Source organism: Paraburkholderia sp. RL17-381-BIF-C (genome assembly GCF_046026435.1).
GTDB lineage: Bacteria > Pseudomonadota > Gammaproteobacteria > Burkholderiales > Burkholderiaceae > Paraburkholderia.
In genome coordinates, this window is sequence record NZ_JARESX010000002.1 from 188,753 (window position 1) to 203,833 (window position 15,081).

Annotated in this window: 13 protein-coding genes; 3 read left to right on the plus strand and 10 right to left on the minus strand. The window is 62.2% G+C overall.

Annotation, left to right across the window (positions count from 1 at the left end; all coding sequences use genetic code 11):
• Positions 1-3 precede the first annotated feature (3 nt).
• Together P0D70_RS02365 and P0D70_RS02370 are read right to left on the minus strand one after the other, a co-directional pair.
• Complete coding sequence (locus P0D70_RS02365) at positions 4-855, minus strand: alpha/beta hydrolase (protein ID WP_408182172.1); 852 nt, start codon at positions 853-855, stop codon at positions 4-6.
• Between the two features lie 181 nt (positions 856-1,036).
• Entirely contained in the window at positions 1,037-1,918 is an 882-nt protein-coding gene (locus tag P0D70_RS02370) for an aldo/keto reductase family oxidoreductase (RefSeq protein WP_408182174.1), read from the minus strand.
• A 104-nt stretch (positions 1,919-2,022) separates the two neighbouring features.
• On the opposite strand from P0D70_RS02370, the gene P0D70_RS02375 reads away from it, so the two are divergent.
• Both P0D70_RS02375 and P0D70_RS02380 read left to right on the plus strand, forming a co-directional pair.
• Entirely contained in the window at positions 2,023-2,925 is a 903-nt protein-coding gene (locus tag P0D70_RS02375; RefSeq protein WP_408182176.1) for a LysR family transcriptional regulator, read from the plus strand.
• A gap of 149 nt (positions 2,926-3,074) precedes the next feature.
• Positions 3,075-4,292, plus strand: coding sequence for a sensor histidine kinase (locus P0D70_RS02380; protein ID WP_408182178.1), 1,218 nt, complete (start codon positions 3,075-3,077; stop codon positions 4,290-4,292).
• A 145-nt stretch (positions 4,293-4,437) separates the two neighbouring features.
• Here P0D70_RS02380 and P0D70_RS02385 read toward each other — a convergent pair whose 3' ends face one another.
• The 3 genes from P0D70_RS02385 to dld form a co-directional block, all read right to left on the minus strand.
• Entirely contained in the window at positions 4,438-4,785 is a 348-nt protein-coding gene (locus tag P0D70_RS02385) for a hypothetical protein (protein ID WP_408182180.1), read from the minus strand.
• A gap of 11 nt (positions 4,786-4,796) precedes the next feature.
• Positions 4,797-5,810 (minus strand): hypothetical protein, encoded by a 1,014-nt coding sequence (locus P0D70_RS02390; RefSeq protein ID WP_408182182.1) that lies wholly within the window; start codon positions 5,808-5,810, stop codon positions 4,797-4,799.
• Between the two features lie 261 nt (positions 5,811-6,071).
• A complete protein-coding gene (gene dld / locus P0D70_RS02395) occupies positions 6,072-7,811 on the minus strand; it encodes a D-lactate dehydrogenase (RefSeq protein ID WP_408182184.1) in 1,740 nt (579 codons plus the stop codon).
• Between the two features lie 156 nt (positions 7,812-7,967).
• Between dld and P0D70_RS02400 the strand changes: the two genes are divergently transcribed.
• On the plus strand, positions 7,968-8,867 hold the full coding sequence (locus P0D70_RS02400; protein WP_408182186.1) for a LysR family transcriptional regulator: 900 nt from the start codon (positions 7,968-7,970) through the stop codon (positions 8,865-8,867).
• A 199-nt stretch (positions 8,868-9,066) separates the two neighbouring features.
• Here P0D70_RS02400 and P0D70_RS02405 read toward each other — a convergent pair whose 3' ends face one another.
• The 5 genes from P0D70_RS02405 to P0D70_RS02425 all read right to left on the minus strand — a co-directional run bounded on the left by P0D70_RS02405 (position 9,067) and on the right by P0D70_RS02425 (position 15,049).
• Complete coding sequence (locus P0D70_RS02405) at positions 9,067-9,651, minus strand: hypothetical protein (protein ID WP_091802717.1); 585 nt, start codon at positions 9,649-9,651, stop codon at positions 9,067-9,069.
• 540 nt (positions 9,652-10,191) lie between these two features.
• Positions 10,192-11,394 (minus strand): 3-oxoadipyl-CoA thiolase, encoded by a 1,203-nt coding sequence (gene pcaF / locus P0D70_RS02410; protein ID WP_091808795.1) that lies wholly within the window; start codon positions 11,392-11,394, stop codon positions 10,192-10,194.
• A gap of 464 nt (positions 11,395-11,858) precedes the next feature.
• A complete protein-coding gene (gene denD / locus P0D70_RS02415) occupies positions 11,859-12,839 on the minus strand; it encodes a D-erythronate dehydrogenase (protein WP_408182189.1) in 981 nt (326 codons plus the stop codon).
• A 17-nt stretch (positions 12,840-12,856) separates the two neighbouring features.
• Positions 12,857-13,645, minus strand: coding sequence for a 2-oxo-tetronate isomerase (gene otnI, locus P0D70_RS02420; RefSeq protein ID WP_408182192.1), 789 nt, complete (start codon positions 13,643-13,645; stop codon positions 12,857-12,859).
• A gap of 69 nt (positions 13,646-13,714) precedes the next feature.
• Positions 13,715-15,049 carry an MFS transporter gene (locus P0D70_RS02425; RefSeq protein WP_408182194.1) on the minus strand — a complete coding sequence of 445 codons (1,335 nt, stop codon included), beginning with the start codon at positions 15,047-15,049 and terminating at the stop codon, positions 13,715-13,717.
• Between the last annotated feature and the right edge of the window lie 32 nt (positions 15,050-15,081).

Here is a 15,081-nt window from a genome sequence, read left to right on the forward strand (position 1 = left end):
GACTCAAGCCGCGGCGCTCGTCGCGCTGCTCCCATTGCGCTTGAACGCCCCGGCGAAGAACAGCACCTGATACTGCACCGCATTGGCCCAATACTTCCAGGTGTGGCCGCCGGGCCGCTCCGCGTAATCGTGGGGCACGCCGAGTTCGACCAGCCGCTCGTGCAGCGTGCGGTTCGACTGCACCAGCGAGTCGTTCACCCCGCAATCGATCGTGAGAGCAATATGCGCGTTGCCGAAACTGCGCGCATTTTCCACGATCGCCTCGTTGTTCCAGAAATCGGCATGCCGCGTGGGATCGCCGAAAACACGGTTGATGCCCGGCTCATCCTCGCAGCCGCGCGGATCCACCGCTCCGCTGATACTGCCCGCGGCGCCAAATTCGTCCGGACGGTCCAGCGCGATATGCAATGCGCCGAATCCACCCATGCTCAAGCCGGTAATGGCGCGCGCCGCGCGCGTCGCGATCGTGCGGAAATGCGCGTCGACGTAAGTCACGACCTCCGTACCCACATAGGTTTCGTATCGGCTGCGCGGATCGACCGGGCTGTCGATATACCAGCTTTCGTGACCGCCATCGGGCATGACGAGTATCACGTGATAGCGGTCGGCCAGCTTGCCAATCTGCGAATTCGAGGTCCAGTCGGTATAGTCGCCACCCGAACCGTGCAACAGATAGACGACGGGAAAGCGGTCCGTCCCCTTGCCGCGCGCATATTGGTCGGGCAGCACGACCGTCGCTTCGAGCGACTTATGCATCGCAACGCTATGAATGGCGACGACCCGGGCCTGGAATGCCCAGGCGGGCGTCGTTAAAAGCAGCATCAGAATGAGCCAGAACGCACGAGCTTTGTTCATGGTTTGTCGCTCTTCCCTATCTAGGTGTCCGAAGAACACTGTCCGGTATCCGGCGGCAAAACTCTTCGAGAACTCTAGCAACGGCGACTTACAACCAAATTTCAGCGAAGCATACGATCCCGTCAGCTTGGGTCGGCTCCGGGCGCCGCGCGATCCTTGAGGGACCCGGCGAGAGCCTTTATCACGCCTCGCCGTTAGCGCCGCCTATCGCATCCAGCCGGGCGCACACGTCGTCGGTCAATTTCAACTGCGCCGCCTGCAGATTTTCGCGCAGATGCCCCAATGTGGACGTGCCGGGGATCAGCAGAACGTTCGGTGACCGATGCAACAGCCAGGCGAGCGCCAACTGCATCGGCGTCGCGCCGAGTGTTCGCGCAATGTCGGAAAGCGCGGTCGACTGAATCGGCGTGAAGCCGCCAAGCGGAAAGAACGGCACATAGGCAATGCCATTCTCCGCGAGGTCGTCGATCAGCGTGTCGTCTTCCCGGTGAACGAGGTTGTAGTGATTCTGCACGCAGACGATTTCGGCAATCCTCTGCGCCTCTGTTATCTGCGCGGCGGTCACGTTGCTCAAGCCGATGTGGCGCACGAGTCCGCGCCGTTGAAGTTCGGCAAGGGCAGTCACCTGTTTTTCGAGCGAACCTTCAGCGGGTGCATGCACGTTGCCCATCATCCGCATATTGACGACATCGATCACGTCGAGCCCGAGATTGCGCAGATTGTCGTGCACGCCACGCTCGATATCTTCCGGTTCGAGTGCCGGCAACCACGCGCCATCGCTGCCACGCACAGCGCCGACTTTGGTGACGATCACAAGGTCGTCGGAGTAAGGATGCAGCGCTTCGCGAATCAACTGGTTGGTGACGTGCGGCCCATAGAAGTCGCTCGTATCGATGTGATTGACGCCCGCCGCCACGGCCTCGCGCAGCACGGCAAGCGCCGCGTGGCGATCTTTCGGCGGCCCGAATACGCCAGGTCCGGCCAGTTGCATGGCACCGTAGCCCATGCGGCGCACAGGACGGCCGGCCAGTGGGAACGTGTCCGTAAGGATGGGATTCGACATGCGGCTCTCCTGGGTAAGTGGTTGAGCAGGAGTATGGTCGTGGTTGCGTTGTTTAATAAAGCCATCTAACGTGTACAGGTTGTTTAATAAAGTGAACAATCGACATGGAACTGAACGATCTGGCCGCATTCGTCTCGGTTGCCCGCGCAGGCGGCTTTCGGGACGCCGCGCGCATCAGCAACGTTTCGGCGTCGAGTTTGAGCATCGCCGTGCGGCGTCTCGAAGCAAAGCTCGGTCTGCGCCTGCTCAACCGCACCACGCGCAGTGTGGCCCCGACTGAAGCCGGGTTGCGCCTCATCGAGAAGCTGACGCCGCTGTTCAGCGAGATGGAAGCGGCGCTGGACGTGCTGAACGTATTCAGGGACAAGCCGGCCGGCACACTCAAACTGAACGTGCCGTCGAGCGCCGCGCGGATCGTCTTGCCGACCCTCATCGCGGCGTTCCTGAAGGCGTATCCCGACATCCGCGTCGAGGTCGTGGTCGAAGATGGCTTCGTCGACGTGCTCTCTATCGGCTGCGACGCCGGCATTCGCTACGACGAGCGACTCGAACAGGACATGATCGCGATTCCCATCGGGCCGCGCGTGCAACGCTTCGCCACGGCGGCCGCGCCTGGCTATCTCGACCAGCACGGCCGCCCCGACCATCCGGGCGAACTGCTTTCGCATGCGTGCCTGCGCGGCCAGTTCGCAGGGGGCGCAATGCCGATCTGGTATTTCGAGCGCGACGGCGAAGTGTTGCAGTTGAATCCATCGGGACCGCTGCTGGTGCGGCCCGGCGCGGCTATCGACCTGGCCATCAGCGCGGCTGTCGCCGGCGTGGGTGTCATTCATTTATTCGAAGACATGCTGCGCCCGCATCTGGACAGCGGAGCGTTGGAGCCGATTCTGGAGCCGTGGTGGCAGCGTTTTTCAGGCCCGTTTCTCTACTATCCGGGGCGTCGCCATTTGCCGGCACCGTTACGCGCGTTCGTCGACTTTTTGAAAGCGCTCGATCCACCTGCCTGACGCGGGTCCATAGCGAGCCATGCCTTCTATATTGACCGTGGCGGAAGCCGCCGGACCCATCGTCGCTGCAATGCTCTCCCAGCCGCGCTGGAGATGCTCCACAATGCGCGATTGCGGCGATAATGTTGCGAACTGATCCGAACCCCACCATGACCGATACACGCGTTAGCCCCCTGCGCAAATTTGCCGACTTCATTCGCTCGGAGCGCACCCGGTTCACCCAGCAGTGGATGAACGCCGTATTCGGCGACGTCGATCTCATCGAAGCGGACAAGCTCACCTACCAGCAGCTGGCGGATCATCTGCCGGAAATTCTCGAAGGCCTGTGCGCGGCGCTCGATATCGAAGATCTCGAACGGGTCGAACCGGCCATCGAGCGCGATGCGAGAAAACACGGCAAGGTGCGCTGGCGTCAGGGCTACCGTATCGAAGAACTGGTCCGCGAGCTCGATCTCTTTCATCAGGTGCTCGCCGACGCGCTCGAAGAATTCGCCGTTCTCGACGACACCTTCACGCGCCGCCATGAAAGCCGGGCACGGCGCCTGATTGCCGAAACGCTCAGCATGGTCACGCTCACGTCTATTAAAGAAGTGGTAAGCGAACGGGACCGCAAGATCGACGAATACACCGGCCGGCTCGAACGCGCCAATCACGAACTCACACTGAAACAGCGTCTGGTGAGCGACCTGTATGAGTCGCGCATGCAGATCACGCGCAGCGTGGTCCACGATCTGCGCAACTTTCTGAACGCCTTTTCCATCGCCTTGCAGTTGATCGCGCGCGCGCCCGCGAAAGCCGATACCGCATTGACGCTGGCGAACCGCCAGGCTGCCGATATGAAGCAGCTCGTCGATCAGATCGTCGAGTATTCCGTAGTGCTTGGCGACGGCGCCCCGCTCGTGCTCGAACAGGTCGATCCGCGCGAGCTCTACGATGAACTCGTCACGTCTTCACGTCCTTCGATCGAGGCCAAAGGACTCACGTTGCGTGCCGCTTATGACCCGGCATTGACCGCGGTCACGTCCAATCGTCTCAAGCTCAAACAGATTGCGGTCAATCTGCTCTCCAACGCCATCAAGTACACGAAGTCCGGTGAAATCGAACTCAACTTCGCGCTGGCCGGCGAGTCGCACTGGTCGATTCGCGTCTCCGACACGGGCGTGGGTATTGCGCCTTCGGACGCGGACCGCGTGTTCGACGAATTCGAGCGGGCCGCAGGCGAAGATATTCCCGGCACGGGCCTGGGTCTAGCGATCGTGAAGGAGTTGTGCCGGGTGTTGAATGGGCACATCGATTTTGTGTCGCGCGAAGGTGTAGGGACCACGTTTGAAATTCGCTTCCCGCTGGTGATCGCGGAACCGCAATAAGGCTTCGGGAGACAGGTAATTGGCGAGGCTGACTGCGAATCAGCCCCACGTTCTTGCGGCAGGAAGCGGGTAGTGCGAGCTTACTTGCGCGGGAATGACGCGACCGATGGCATCAGCCGGCGTGCGCTGGGTGTCGATCTTACCGCTACTCCACTGGCTCATTGTTGGCCGCCGACACACATCCACTCATCGCGCCGCCCTTGTCGCTCAGCCCGCGCACGACCACTTCGGATGATTTGCCATCACGTCTCGCCAGCTCCGCAAGGTCGAGCAGCGCCGCGTACCGGGTGGAGCAATCCCGCGACGACCCACTCGCCCTGCGCGTATCCGCTGCTGTCCCGAAGCGGCTCATTGCAATCACCAATCCTGTCGCAACGACGATCGCTGCGAGCGCACCTGGTTTGTAGAATCGCCGGGGCCGCGATTCATCGAAAGGGAGCACGCGCACTGCGCTTTCACCCTGCTCAACCGTCCCGCGTGATTTGTCTCGCATGGCAGCTCCCATCAAGACCAGTGCGCCGGCACCCACACACGCCCGACCCAATGGCCCGGCACCCAAACCACCGGACGCGGCGCCGGCGCGACATACACGACCCGCGGAGCGACATACACGGACGGCGGAGGCGGCGGTGCGTAGACAACCGGCGGCGCAACCACCACCGGCTTCGGTGCCACGACCACCGGAGCGGGCGCCACGACCACCGGAGGCGGCGCCACATAGGCCACAGGCTGCGTGACCACCACCGGCTTCGGCGCCACGACGACCGTCGTGCCACCTGTCGCAACAACACCTGTGCTTGCCACAACCGTCCCGCTCGACGTCACCGTGTTGCCGTGCGTGCCCGTCACGCTCGACGAGGTCGTCACGACACCTGGCGCAACACGTGTGGCCGAACCGGAGTGATCGACGCTACCGCCATCCCAACCGGTCACCGTGCCCGAACGCGAGCATGTCGAGCCAGCGCAGTTCGTCGACGCCGAATGGTTGACCGTATTGCCGTTCGAGCCAGTCACCGATCCGGACGACGAATACTGCCCCGGGCCGTTCTTCGTGACATCGCCTGAGGTGGTCGCGGTTTTGCCGTCAGGACCCGTGAGGGAGCCGGTATGCGAGCACGTTCCACCGGCGCAGTTGGTGTCGCCCGAGTGTTGGACCGAGTTGCCATAGCGGCCCGTCGCGGTGCCCGAATTCGAAAACTGGCCGGGTGCGGTGCGCGTGACCGTGCCGGTGTTGGTGGCGAGGCCACCGTAGGGGCCGGCAACGCCGCCTGCATGCGAACAACTGGCGCCGCCGCACGAGCCGTAACGCGCGCCGTTATAGGTGCCGTGCGAGGTGTACGCCGTGCCATGTTGCGACCAGGCGAACGCCGATGCACTGCCGAGCGCGAGCACGGCCGCGGCGGCGGAGAAAATGAGCTTGCGCAGCGCGTTGCGTGCGCATGAACGGGCCTGCTCCGAGGCGGAAACAGAGGCAACGGCGGAGACGGTGGCCGGGGCAACGAACGAACGATTCTTCACGATATGTCCTTCCTGGATTCGGGCCACTCCGGTCACTGCGGCGTGGCAACGAACGGACTATAGAAGGACGCATCGACATAATCGACAAGGAAGATATGTCGCGCTGTTTCACCACGAGGAAGCCCCGTGGGACAAGGGTTTGCGGCCTCTTTCCCGGCTGCGCGACATATTCCGACATAGATTGTTACAGGGCAATCGGTGACTCGCCGCCGCTTCACGCGAACCACGTCCGCGCTCATCATGTCGCCCGGTCGCGGCGCTTCAACCCGCCGCTTCGCGGTACTTCGCGAACTTCGAAGTCTGTCCGATTCCCGGGTTGAAGCAGTTGCAAGGATCGAGCTGCTGATAAAACGCGGCGAGTTGCGGCTTCGCGTGATACAGATGGCCGACGTTATGTTCCGCCGGATATTCCGCGCCGCGGCGATCGAGCAGCGTCCACATCTTGTGTTCGACTTCGAGGCAATCGTTGCCCTTCCTGACGATGTAATCCTGGTGAAACACGTGGCACAGGAAGTGGCCGTAGTACAGCTTGATGGAGATCGTCTGCTCGATCTCCGGCGGCAGCGTTTCGATCCAGTCGCGATCATTGCGGCGCAGCGCCACGTCGAGCGCGACGATGTCCTCCACCTCGCGCGCATGCACGGCGCGATAGCGGACCGCGGCGCCGGCGGCGGCAAAGCGCTGCAGGAACGCTTTTCTGCCCTCTTCGTCGGTGCATTCGAAATAGCCGCCCGTCGCGTTCTCAAAGTAGCCCGAAAGAAACGCGCGCGTTTCGGCAACACTGTCGGCCGCGACCTTCAGCATCAGGTGATGCTCGTACTTGTCACGATACTGCTTCATGCGCGGCGGCAGATGGCTCGGGAACAGGCGGCTCGCGGCCTGCATGACGCGGTCGGTAAAATGCGCAGGAAGAAAACCGAGGCGATCGAACAGCGCGTCGAACCGGCTTTTCAAGCCGAACAACGCCGGCAGCCGCGACGTGCCGAGATAGTTGATCGCGAGGAACATATCCTTGCCGTATTCCTCGGCAATGTCGAAGGCGTCGCGGTGCAGGTATTCACCCGAGATCGGCAGATGCTTGAAGTCGTGCAGCGCGTGCCGACGAATGTCGGTGAGTTCGTCCGGTAGATTCGTGCCGATATAGAACACCTTGGCGTTCTGCTCGATCGGAAACGTGTCGAGCCGCACGCCGAACACCATCAGCTTGCCGGCCGAGCCCGACGCTTCATGGAGGCGCTGCGGATCGGCGTTGAAGCGCGCCGGTGTATCGGCATCGATCTCGCGCACGTGAGTCGCGTAACTGTGGTCCGAACCGGCGCCCGCGTCGTGCCGGACGTCGGCATCCGAAAACTCACCGCGTTCGAGCCGGCCGAGAATCTCGTCGGGCGTCTTGCCGAGTTCGATTCCCAGATGATTGACGAGGCTCAGTCTGCCCGTCGCATCGACCCGCGCAAATGCCGCCATTTCCGTATAGGCCGGGCCGCGCTGCACCAGCGCACCACCGGAGTTGTTGCAGACCCCGCCGAATACCGACGCGCCGATACAGCTCGAGCCGATCACGGAATGTGGCTCGCGGCCGAGCGGTTTCAGCACTTTCTCCAGTTGATCGAGCGTTGCCCCCGGAAGGCAGACGACCTGCTTGCCGTCGTCGATGACATACACCTTCTTCATGCGGGTCGTGCTGACGATCACGATGTCGCGATCGTAGTCGTTGCCGTCGGGCGTCGAGCCGCCCGTGAGGCCCGTATTCGAAGCCTGCGTAATGACGATCACGTTCGCCGCGATGCATGCCTGCAGCACCTTCCATTGTTCGACGACGGTGCCTGGGCGCACCACCGCCAGCGCCTTGCCTGCGCCGAAACGAAAACCCGTGCGGTAGCGTCGGGTCGCGCTGTCATCCGTCAGGATGTGCTTCTTGCCGACGATGTTGCGCAGATCCGCAACGAGGCCTTGGGCCGCGCCGGCCGGCAGGTTTGCTAGTGCTGCGCGCGCTGCTGACATCGAACTTCTCCTCGGGAAAGGGTGACTGTGACGCGCCTCGCTTCCGGCCAGTGGCTTCGGGTGCGGCCTTTAAGCGCATCGGATTGACGCCAAGGTTAGAATCAGCGCAGTCATTAGTCCAGTATCTCGAAGCCACATTTTGGAGACGAAAAAGATATGGAATTTCGTCAGTTGCGCTATTTCCTCGCCGTTGCCGAGCATCTGCATTTCACGGACGCCGCCACGCACCTCGGCATTGCCCAGCCGCCCTTGAGCCAGCAGATCCTGAAGCTCGAACGGGAGATCGGCACGCCCTTGTTCATTCGTCATCCGCGCCGTGTCGAGTTGACCGAGGCCGGGCGGCTGTTTCGCGAGCGTGCTCAGCGAATCGTCGACGACGCGCGCGAGGCTTTCGTCGAAGTGCAGAATGCGGGACGCGGAGAGACGGGTCGGCTGTCGCTCGGGTTCGCGGGCTCCACGGTGTTCCACCCCACTGTCGCGCTGACGATGCAATGCTATCGGCACGCCTATGAGCGCGTGTCGATCAGTTGCGAGGAGAGCAACAGCTCGCTGCTGCTCGACAAGGTTGCCGAGCGGCAACTCGATGCCGCGCTCGTGCGTATGCCGCTGAACTGCCGGGATCTAATGGTGGAACCGCTGGTGGACGAAGATATGCTGGTTGTGCTGCCGGCGAGCCATCGTTTGAACCGGCGGCGGCGCGTCAATCTGGCAGACCTTGCGCACGATCCGTTTATCTTCTTTCCGCGGCCGATCGGTCCTGACCTCTACGACTCGATTATTAGCGCCTGCCGCGAAGCCGGCTTTGCGCCCATCATCAGCATGGAGTCGCCGCAGATATCGTCGGCGGCGAACCTCGTGGCAGCAGGATTCGGGGTCGCGGTGGTTCCCGCATCGATCCGGCAGATCCAGGTCGAAGGGGTGTCTTACCATGAACTGCAAGGCAAGCCACTTTCAACGGGTATCGCGTTGATTCATCGGCAACGCGAGAAGTCGCCGACCGTGCTGAATTTCGTGAGGATTTTGCGGCAGCAGCGGGCTGCCTCGCGCGCGGCATAAGGCCACCTCGCCACTGACAAACAGATGCCTTTGCCATGCAGGGTGTGAGGTGTAATGGAGGCGGCCGCCTGCAGACAGGCATGCGGGCTCCGAAGAGCCCACACATACCGTCTAGCAGGGCGGTGTCGTCATGCCAGGCTGCTTGACGTCACGGCGGTGATTGCGTTGACCGCCGTGACTGCGGCAATTACTGCAGCGGTCACTGCGCCGAATCTTGCGGCGACACCTGAACGGCCGCTGCCGAGACAAAAACAGCGTGAATCGTATCGCCCACCTTGACGTCCTTCAGATCCACGTCCGGACCGACCTGGAGCGTTTGCGTCTGATATGCGCCGCGCAGCGTGACCAGACGCTTCTTGCGATCGATCTTCTGCACGGTGGCAAGCACCTCGACCTGGCGCGCCGATTCGAAACCGCCCGAGGCCGGGGCGTACACCTGCGTGTCGACACGCGCGCGAACACCCTTGTCTTTGCCGGTGACCTTCTCGGCCTTCACGAGCAGCGCGTTCTTGTAGAGCACGTCGACCCGGTCACCTATTTTCAACTGGTCGAAACCCGCCACCTGCTGGCTCACCAGTACGACCACCGCGTTACCGCCCGGCCCCTTGAGCGTGAGCGTGCGGGTGCCCGGATCGATACCGACGATCTGTGCCTTCACGTGCACCGGCTCCACGGCGCTGACAACGCCCTGCGCCGCATTGGCCATGGCATCTTGCGCCCATGCCGGCTGAGCTGCGGCGAACGCCGCGACCATCAACGCTGCGCCAATTGTCGCTGCCTTCATATACGTGCTCCTTGGAAAAATGGTTTGATGCAGCGTAACGGCGATCTGAAACTTGGGAATGCCGATATTTAACGCCGCGAGTACCTGTACGTCTTCAGGATGATAGTTTTGAGAGGTACGACTCGGACGATTTTACATGGCTTACTGCACGCCGTGATTGATCAAATTGTGATTTTCGAATCAATGCGAAATCGATGTAAATCGCCGCGACGTGGCGTCGCAGCGGCACTTTGAATATTGACAATGCTGTGACATTTCGAGGCTATTCATATTGAGCGGCGCGTCTCAAATGCAAACAGCATTAAACACATACTGCAATACCCGCGAATGGGCAATCAATGTGCCGTGATATTCGGACTTAATCCCAACCTTCCATGGTCCGAATTAGATTCACAGTCGAAATACGCCCGATCTACGCATGACAAAAAAAACAGCCTCGTCGCGTGAGCGAAGAGGCTGTTTGCTTTTACTTGAACCCGAGCTTGGACCAACGCGCGCGCTGGCCCCTAATCGATCACATGGCGCGATCACACCGTGCGATCACACCCGTTCAATCGCGATCGCAATACCCTGGCCAACGCCGATACACATCGTGCACAGCGCAAAACGGCCTTGTGTGCGATGCAGCTGATACATCGCCGTAGTCACCAGACGCGCGCCGCTCATCCCGAGCGGGTGGCCGAGGGCGATCGCGCCGCCATTCGGATTCACGCGAGCGTCGTCGTCGGCCACGCCGAGTGCGCGCAGCACCGCGATGCCTTGCGAAGCGAAGGCCTCATTCAGTTCGATCACGTCGAATTGATCGATGGTCATGTTCAGGCGCGCCAGCAGTTTCTGCGTGGCGGGCGCGGGGCCAATGCCCATCACGCGCGGCGCGACGCCGGCCGTTGCGATACCCAGCACGCGAGCGCGCGGCGTGAGGCCGAAGCGCTTCGCCGTTTCTTCATTGGCAAGCAGCAGTGCCGCTGCGCCGTCGTTCACGCCCGACGCGTTGCCTGCCGTGACCGTGCCGTCCGGACGCACCACGCCCTTGAGCTTGGCGAGCGTTTCGAGGCTCGTTTCACGCGGATGCTCGTCTTGCAACACCGTGATCGGGTCGCCCTTCTTCTGCGCGATCGTCACGCCGACGATTTCCTGTGCGAGCGTGCCGTCGCGTTGCGCGCGCGCCGCTTTCTGCTGGCTGCGCAGCGCAAAAGCGTCCTGATCGGCGCGGCTGATGTTGTAGTCGGTCGCGACGTTTTCGCCGGTCTCCGGCATCGAATCGACACCATACAGTTTCTTCATCAACGGGTTGACGAAACGCCAGCCGATGGTCGTGTCATAGATTTCGGCCTGACGCGAGAACGCGCTGGTCGCCTTACCCATAACAAACGGCGCGCGGCTCATGCTTTCCACACCGCCCGCCACCATCAACGCGGCCTCGCCCGACTTGATGGCGCGCGCGGCAATGCCGACGGCGTCCATGCCCGAGCCGCACAGACGATTCACCGTCGTGCCCGGCACGCCTTGCGGCAAACCGGCCAGCAACAGCGACATGCGCGCGACGTTGCGGTTGTCGTCACCGGCCTGGTTCGCGCAGCCGTAGATCACGTCGTCGATCGCGTTCCAGTCGACGTCTTTGTTGCGCTCCATCAGCGCTTTGAGCGGCACCGCGCCCAGATCGTCGGCGCGCACCGACGACAGCGATCCCGCGTAGCGGCCGATGGGGGTGCGAATCGCGTCGCACAGGAATGCTTCGGTCATGTGATGTCTCCAGTTGATGTGCTGCGTGCGCCACGCCACGAGCGGATTGCCGGCGTGGCGCGGGCTGGATGCACGGATGCACGGATGCGCCGGCCCGGCGTCCCGCAAGAGAATTCGAACGCGACGGGAAGCGGCTGCAAAGCAGCCCTCACGTCAGATCAGCTTAACGCAGATGATGAACAGCGGGTTCGAGATTCGGGAAATTTGTTCTTTATACGAACATACGGTCATATATCGAACAACTAGCCTCGATAATAGGCGCGCGGCCGAAACCATGTCAAGCGCGGCCACGCCGGCACCAGGGAATACGTGCAGGCCGCGAAGCTGGTCGAAAAGGATCAGACGATTGACGCGCTCATGCCGGCGCGCCTGTGTTCACGGCGCCGGCACGAGGCTCGAGGACAGCTCAAAGACAGCTTGGGGATCGCTGGAGGATGGCCCGGAGAGCGCTCCGGGGTCCGCGACTACCGGATCTGGATGTTCTCGTCCGCGACATAGCTGCGGATCACGTCGGCAAAGCTGCGCTCGCCGCTCAACCCCAGCCTTTCGGCGCGCGACGTATCCCACCGGCCCGGCCAACTGCCCACGATTTTTTCGACCCGCTCATCCCGCTCCCAGACGATGCGCGCGGCGGCGGCGTCGCCCGCGACTTCGCGCAGCGCGGCGACCATCTCGTCGACGCTCACTGAAATGCCCGGCAGGTTCAGCACACGCTGGTTGCCGAGCGCGGCGGAGTCGAGTTCGAGTCCGGCGATCAGGCTCTCGATCGCCTTGCGCGGCGACAGCAGCCACAGGCGCGTCGAGCCCGCGACCGGGCACACCGCCGCTTCGCCGTTCAGCGGCTCGCGAATGATGCCGCTCGCGAACGACGAAGCCGCCGCGTTCGGCTTGCCCGGCCGCACGCTGATGGTGGGCAGCCGCAACACACGGCCGTCGACGAAACCACGCCGCGCGTAATCGTTGAGCAGCAACTCCGCGATCGCCTTCTGCGCGCCATATGACGACTGCGGATTCAACGCCGTATCATCCTGCACGACCTCGGGTAACGCGCCGCCATACACCGCCACGGAGCTCGTGAACAGCACACGCGGCCGGTGGCCACGCTGCCGGCACGTTTCCAGCAGCAGCCGTGACGCATCCAGATTGATGCGCATGCCGAGATCGAAGTCCGCTTCGGCCTGCCCGCTCACGATCGCGGCCAGATGAAAGATCGCCGAAGTCTGGTCGTCGATCACGCGTTCGAGCACGCTGCGCTCGGCGATGTCGCCGACTTCCGTGCGTACACGCTTGTCGTCGAAATTGTTGGCTTGCACTACGTCGAGCAGCACCAGCTCGGTAATCGTTTGCGGTGTGCCCTGCTTGTCTTTCAGGGAACCGCGCGCGAGCAGTTCACGCGCGAGACGCTGGCCGAGAAAACCCGCGCCGCCGGTAATCAGTACTTTCATGATGGGTTGTGTCCTTGTTAGCGGTTCGCGTTCAGATACGGTTTGAGCCAGCCGAGACCGGCCGAGGTGCCTGCGCGCGGCCGGTATTCGCAACCGATGTAGCCGTCGTAACCGAGCGAGTCGATCAGCTCGAGCAGATACGGATAATTCAGCTCGCCCGTGTCGGGCTCATGCCGTTCCGGCACGCCCGCGATCTGAATGTGGCCGATGCCCGCCATATCGCGTTTGAGTTTCACTGCAAGGTCGCCTTCGACGATCTGGCAGTGATAACAGTCGAACTGCACCTTGAGGTTCGGCGCGCCGACTTCCGCGCAGACCGCTTGCGCTTCGTCCTGACGGGTCAGAAAGAAGCCCGGCATATCGCGCGTATTGATCGGCTCGATCACGACCGTAATGCCTTCGGCTTGCGCGGCCTTCGCGGCATACGCGAGATTGTTCAGATACACCTCGCGATGCTTCGCGCGCGGCTGATCCGCGCCGATCAGGCCGGCCATCACGTGCAGCTTGCGATTGCCGATCACGCGCGCGTAGTCGAGCGCCATTTCGATGCCGCGCCGGAACTCGTCTTCGCGTCCCGGCAGCGAGGCAATGCCGCGCTCGCCAGCGGCCCAGTCGCCAGGCGGCGCATTGAAGAGCGCTTGCGTCAGACCGCTCGCCACAAGGCGCGATTTGATGTCGGCAGCGGGGAAATCGTAGGGGAACAGAAACTCGACCGCCTCGAAGCCGTCTTTCGCTGCGGCGGCAAAACGGTCGAGGAACGCGTGCTCGTTGTACATCATCGTGAGATTGGCGGCGAAGCGAGGCATGGCAGCAACTCCTTGAAAACGGGGTGTTTCCGCGCGCGGCAGCGACTCATGCCGCACGCGCGCATCGATTTATCGGTTGACCAGCTTGGGCGGCGTGAGCCACGTGGCAATCGCGCCGATCACGAGCATGCCGGCCAGCACGTACATGCCGGTCTGCGTGCTGTGTGTGAGGTCCTTCAGATAGCCGATCATGTACGGGCTCGCGAAACCCGCGAGATTGCCGATCGAATTGATGATTGCAATGCCGGCCGCGGCGGTCGCGCCCGACATGAACGCGGTCGGCAGCGACCAGAAGAGCGGCGCGCAGGTCAGCACACCGGCTGCGGCCAGCGAGAGAGCCACGATCGAGACCACCGTGTTGTCCGCGAACGAAGCCGCCACCGTGAAGCCGATCGCGCCGAACAGCGCCGGCACGATCAGATGCCAGCGGCGCTCACGGCGCTTGTCGGCGCTGTGGCCCATCAGATTCATCACGACGATCGCGCACAGAAACGGAATCGCGCTCAACAGGCCGATATTGAATGCACCCGTCACACCGGTCGATTTCACCAGCGTGGGCATCCAGAACGTCAGACCGTATTGTCCCGTCACGAACGCGAAATAGATCAGCGACATCCACCACGTACGCGGATCGCGGAACACCGCGCCGACAGAATGTTTCTGCGCCTTGTCCCGCGGTTGCGCAGCGGCGATTTCATTGGTGAGCAGCTGCTTTTCGCGTTCGCTCAGCCACTTCGCGCTGGAAATGCCGTTGTCGAGATACAGGACCGTGGCGATACCGATCGCGATGGCGGGGATCGCTTCGATCAGGAACATCCACTGCCAGCCCGCGAAACCCGAGCTGTTGTGGAAGGTCTGCATGATCCAGCCGGACAGCGGATTGCCGAAAATGCCCGACACCGGAATCGCCGACATGAACACCGCGATGATCTTCGCGCGCCGATGCGACGGAAACCAGTAGGTCAGGTACAGGATCACGCCGGGATAGAAACCGGCTTCGGCGAGACCCAGCAGGAAACGCAAGATATAGAACTGCATCGGCGTCTTCACGAACACGAACACCGCCGAGAGCAAGCCCCACGTAATCATGATCCGCGCGATCCAGATGCGCGCGCCGATCTTGTGCATCAGAATGTTGCTCGGCAACTCGAACAGAAAGTAGCCGATGAAGAACACGCCGGCGCCGAGGCCGAACACCGTTTCGCTGAACGCCAGGTCCTGCGACATCTGCAGTTTCGCGAAGCCGACATTCACGCGGTCCAGATAGGCGACCACATAACACAGCATCAAAAACGGCACGATGCGCCAGAACACCTTCTTGTAGGTGTGCTCGATTTCAGCGGCGCCGGGTTGTCCCGCGGCGGCTGTAACCGGGCGGCTGGATTCGGCCTGATATGAGTTCATGCATTGTCTCCTTGAATGGATGGCCCGACGCG

Bases quoted from the DNA above. Each gene is read 5' to 3' on its own strand.
- P0D70_RS02365 (WP_408182172.1), bottom strand. From the start codon at position 855: ATGAACAAAGCTCGTGCGTTCTGGCTCATTCTGATGCTGCTTTTAACG.
- P0D70_RS02370 (WP_408182174.1), bottom strand. From the start codon at position 1,918: ATGTCGAATCCCATCCTTACGGACACGTTCCCACTGGCCGGCCGTCCT.
- P0D70_RS02375 (WP_408182176.1), top strand. From the start codon at position 2,023: ATGGAACTGAACGATCTGGCCGCATTCGTCTCGGTTGCCCGCGCAGGC.
- P0D70_RS02380 (WP_408182178.1), top strand. From the start codon at position 3,075: ATGACCGATACACGCGTTAGCCCCCTGCGCAAATTTGCCGACTTCATT.
- P0D70_RS02385 (WP_408182180.1), bottom strand. From the start codon at position 4,785: ATGCGAGACAAATCACGCGGGACGGTTGAGCAGGGTGAAAGCGCAGTG.
- dld (WP_408182184.1), bottom strand. From the start codon at position 7,811: ATGTCAGCAGCGCGCGCAGCACTAGCAAACCTGCCGGCCGGCGCGGCC.
- P0D70_RS02400 (WP_408182186.1), top strand. From the start codon at position 7,968: ATGGAATTTCGTCAGTTGCGCTATTTCCTCGCCGTTGCCGAGCATCTG.
- P0D70_RS02405 (WP_091802717.1), bottom strand. From the start codon at position 9,651: ATGAAGGCAGCGACAATTGGCGCAGCGTTGATGGTCGCGGCGTTCGCC.
- pcaF (WP_091808795.1), bottom strand. From the start codon at position 11,394: ATGACCGAAGCATTCCTGTGCGACGCGATTCGCACCCCCATCGGCCGC.
- denD (WP_408182189.1), bottom strand. From the start codon at position 12,839: ATGAAAGTACTGATTACCGGCGGCGCGGGTTTTCTCGGCCAGCGTCTC.
- otnI (WP_408182192.1), bottom strand. From the start codon at position 13,645: ATGCCTCGCTTCGCCGCCAATCTCACGATGATGTACAACGAGCACGCG.
- P0D70_RS02425 (WP_408182194.1), bottom strand. From the start codon at position 15,049: ATGAACTCATATCAGGCCGAATCCAGCCGCCCGGTTACAGCCGCCGCG.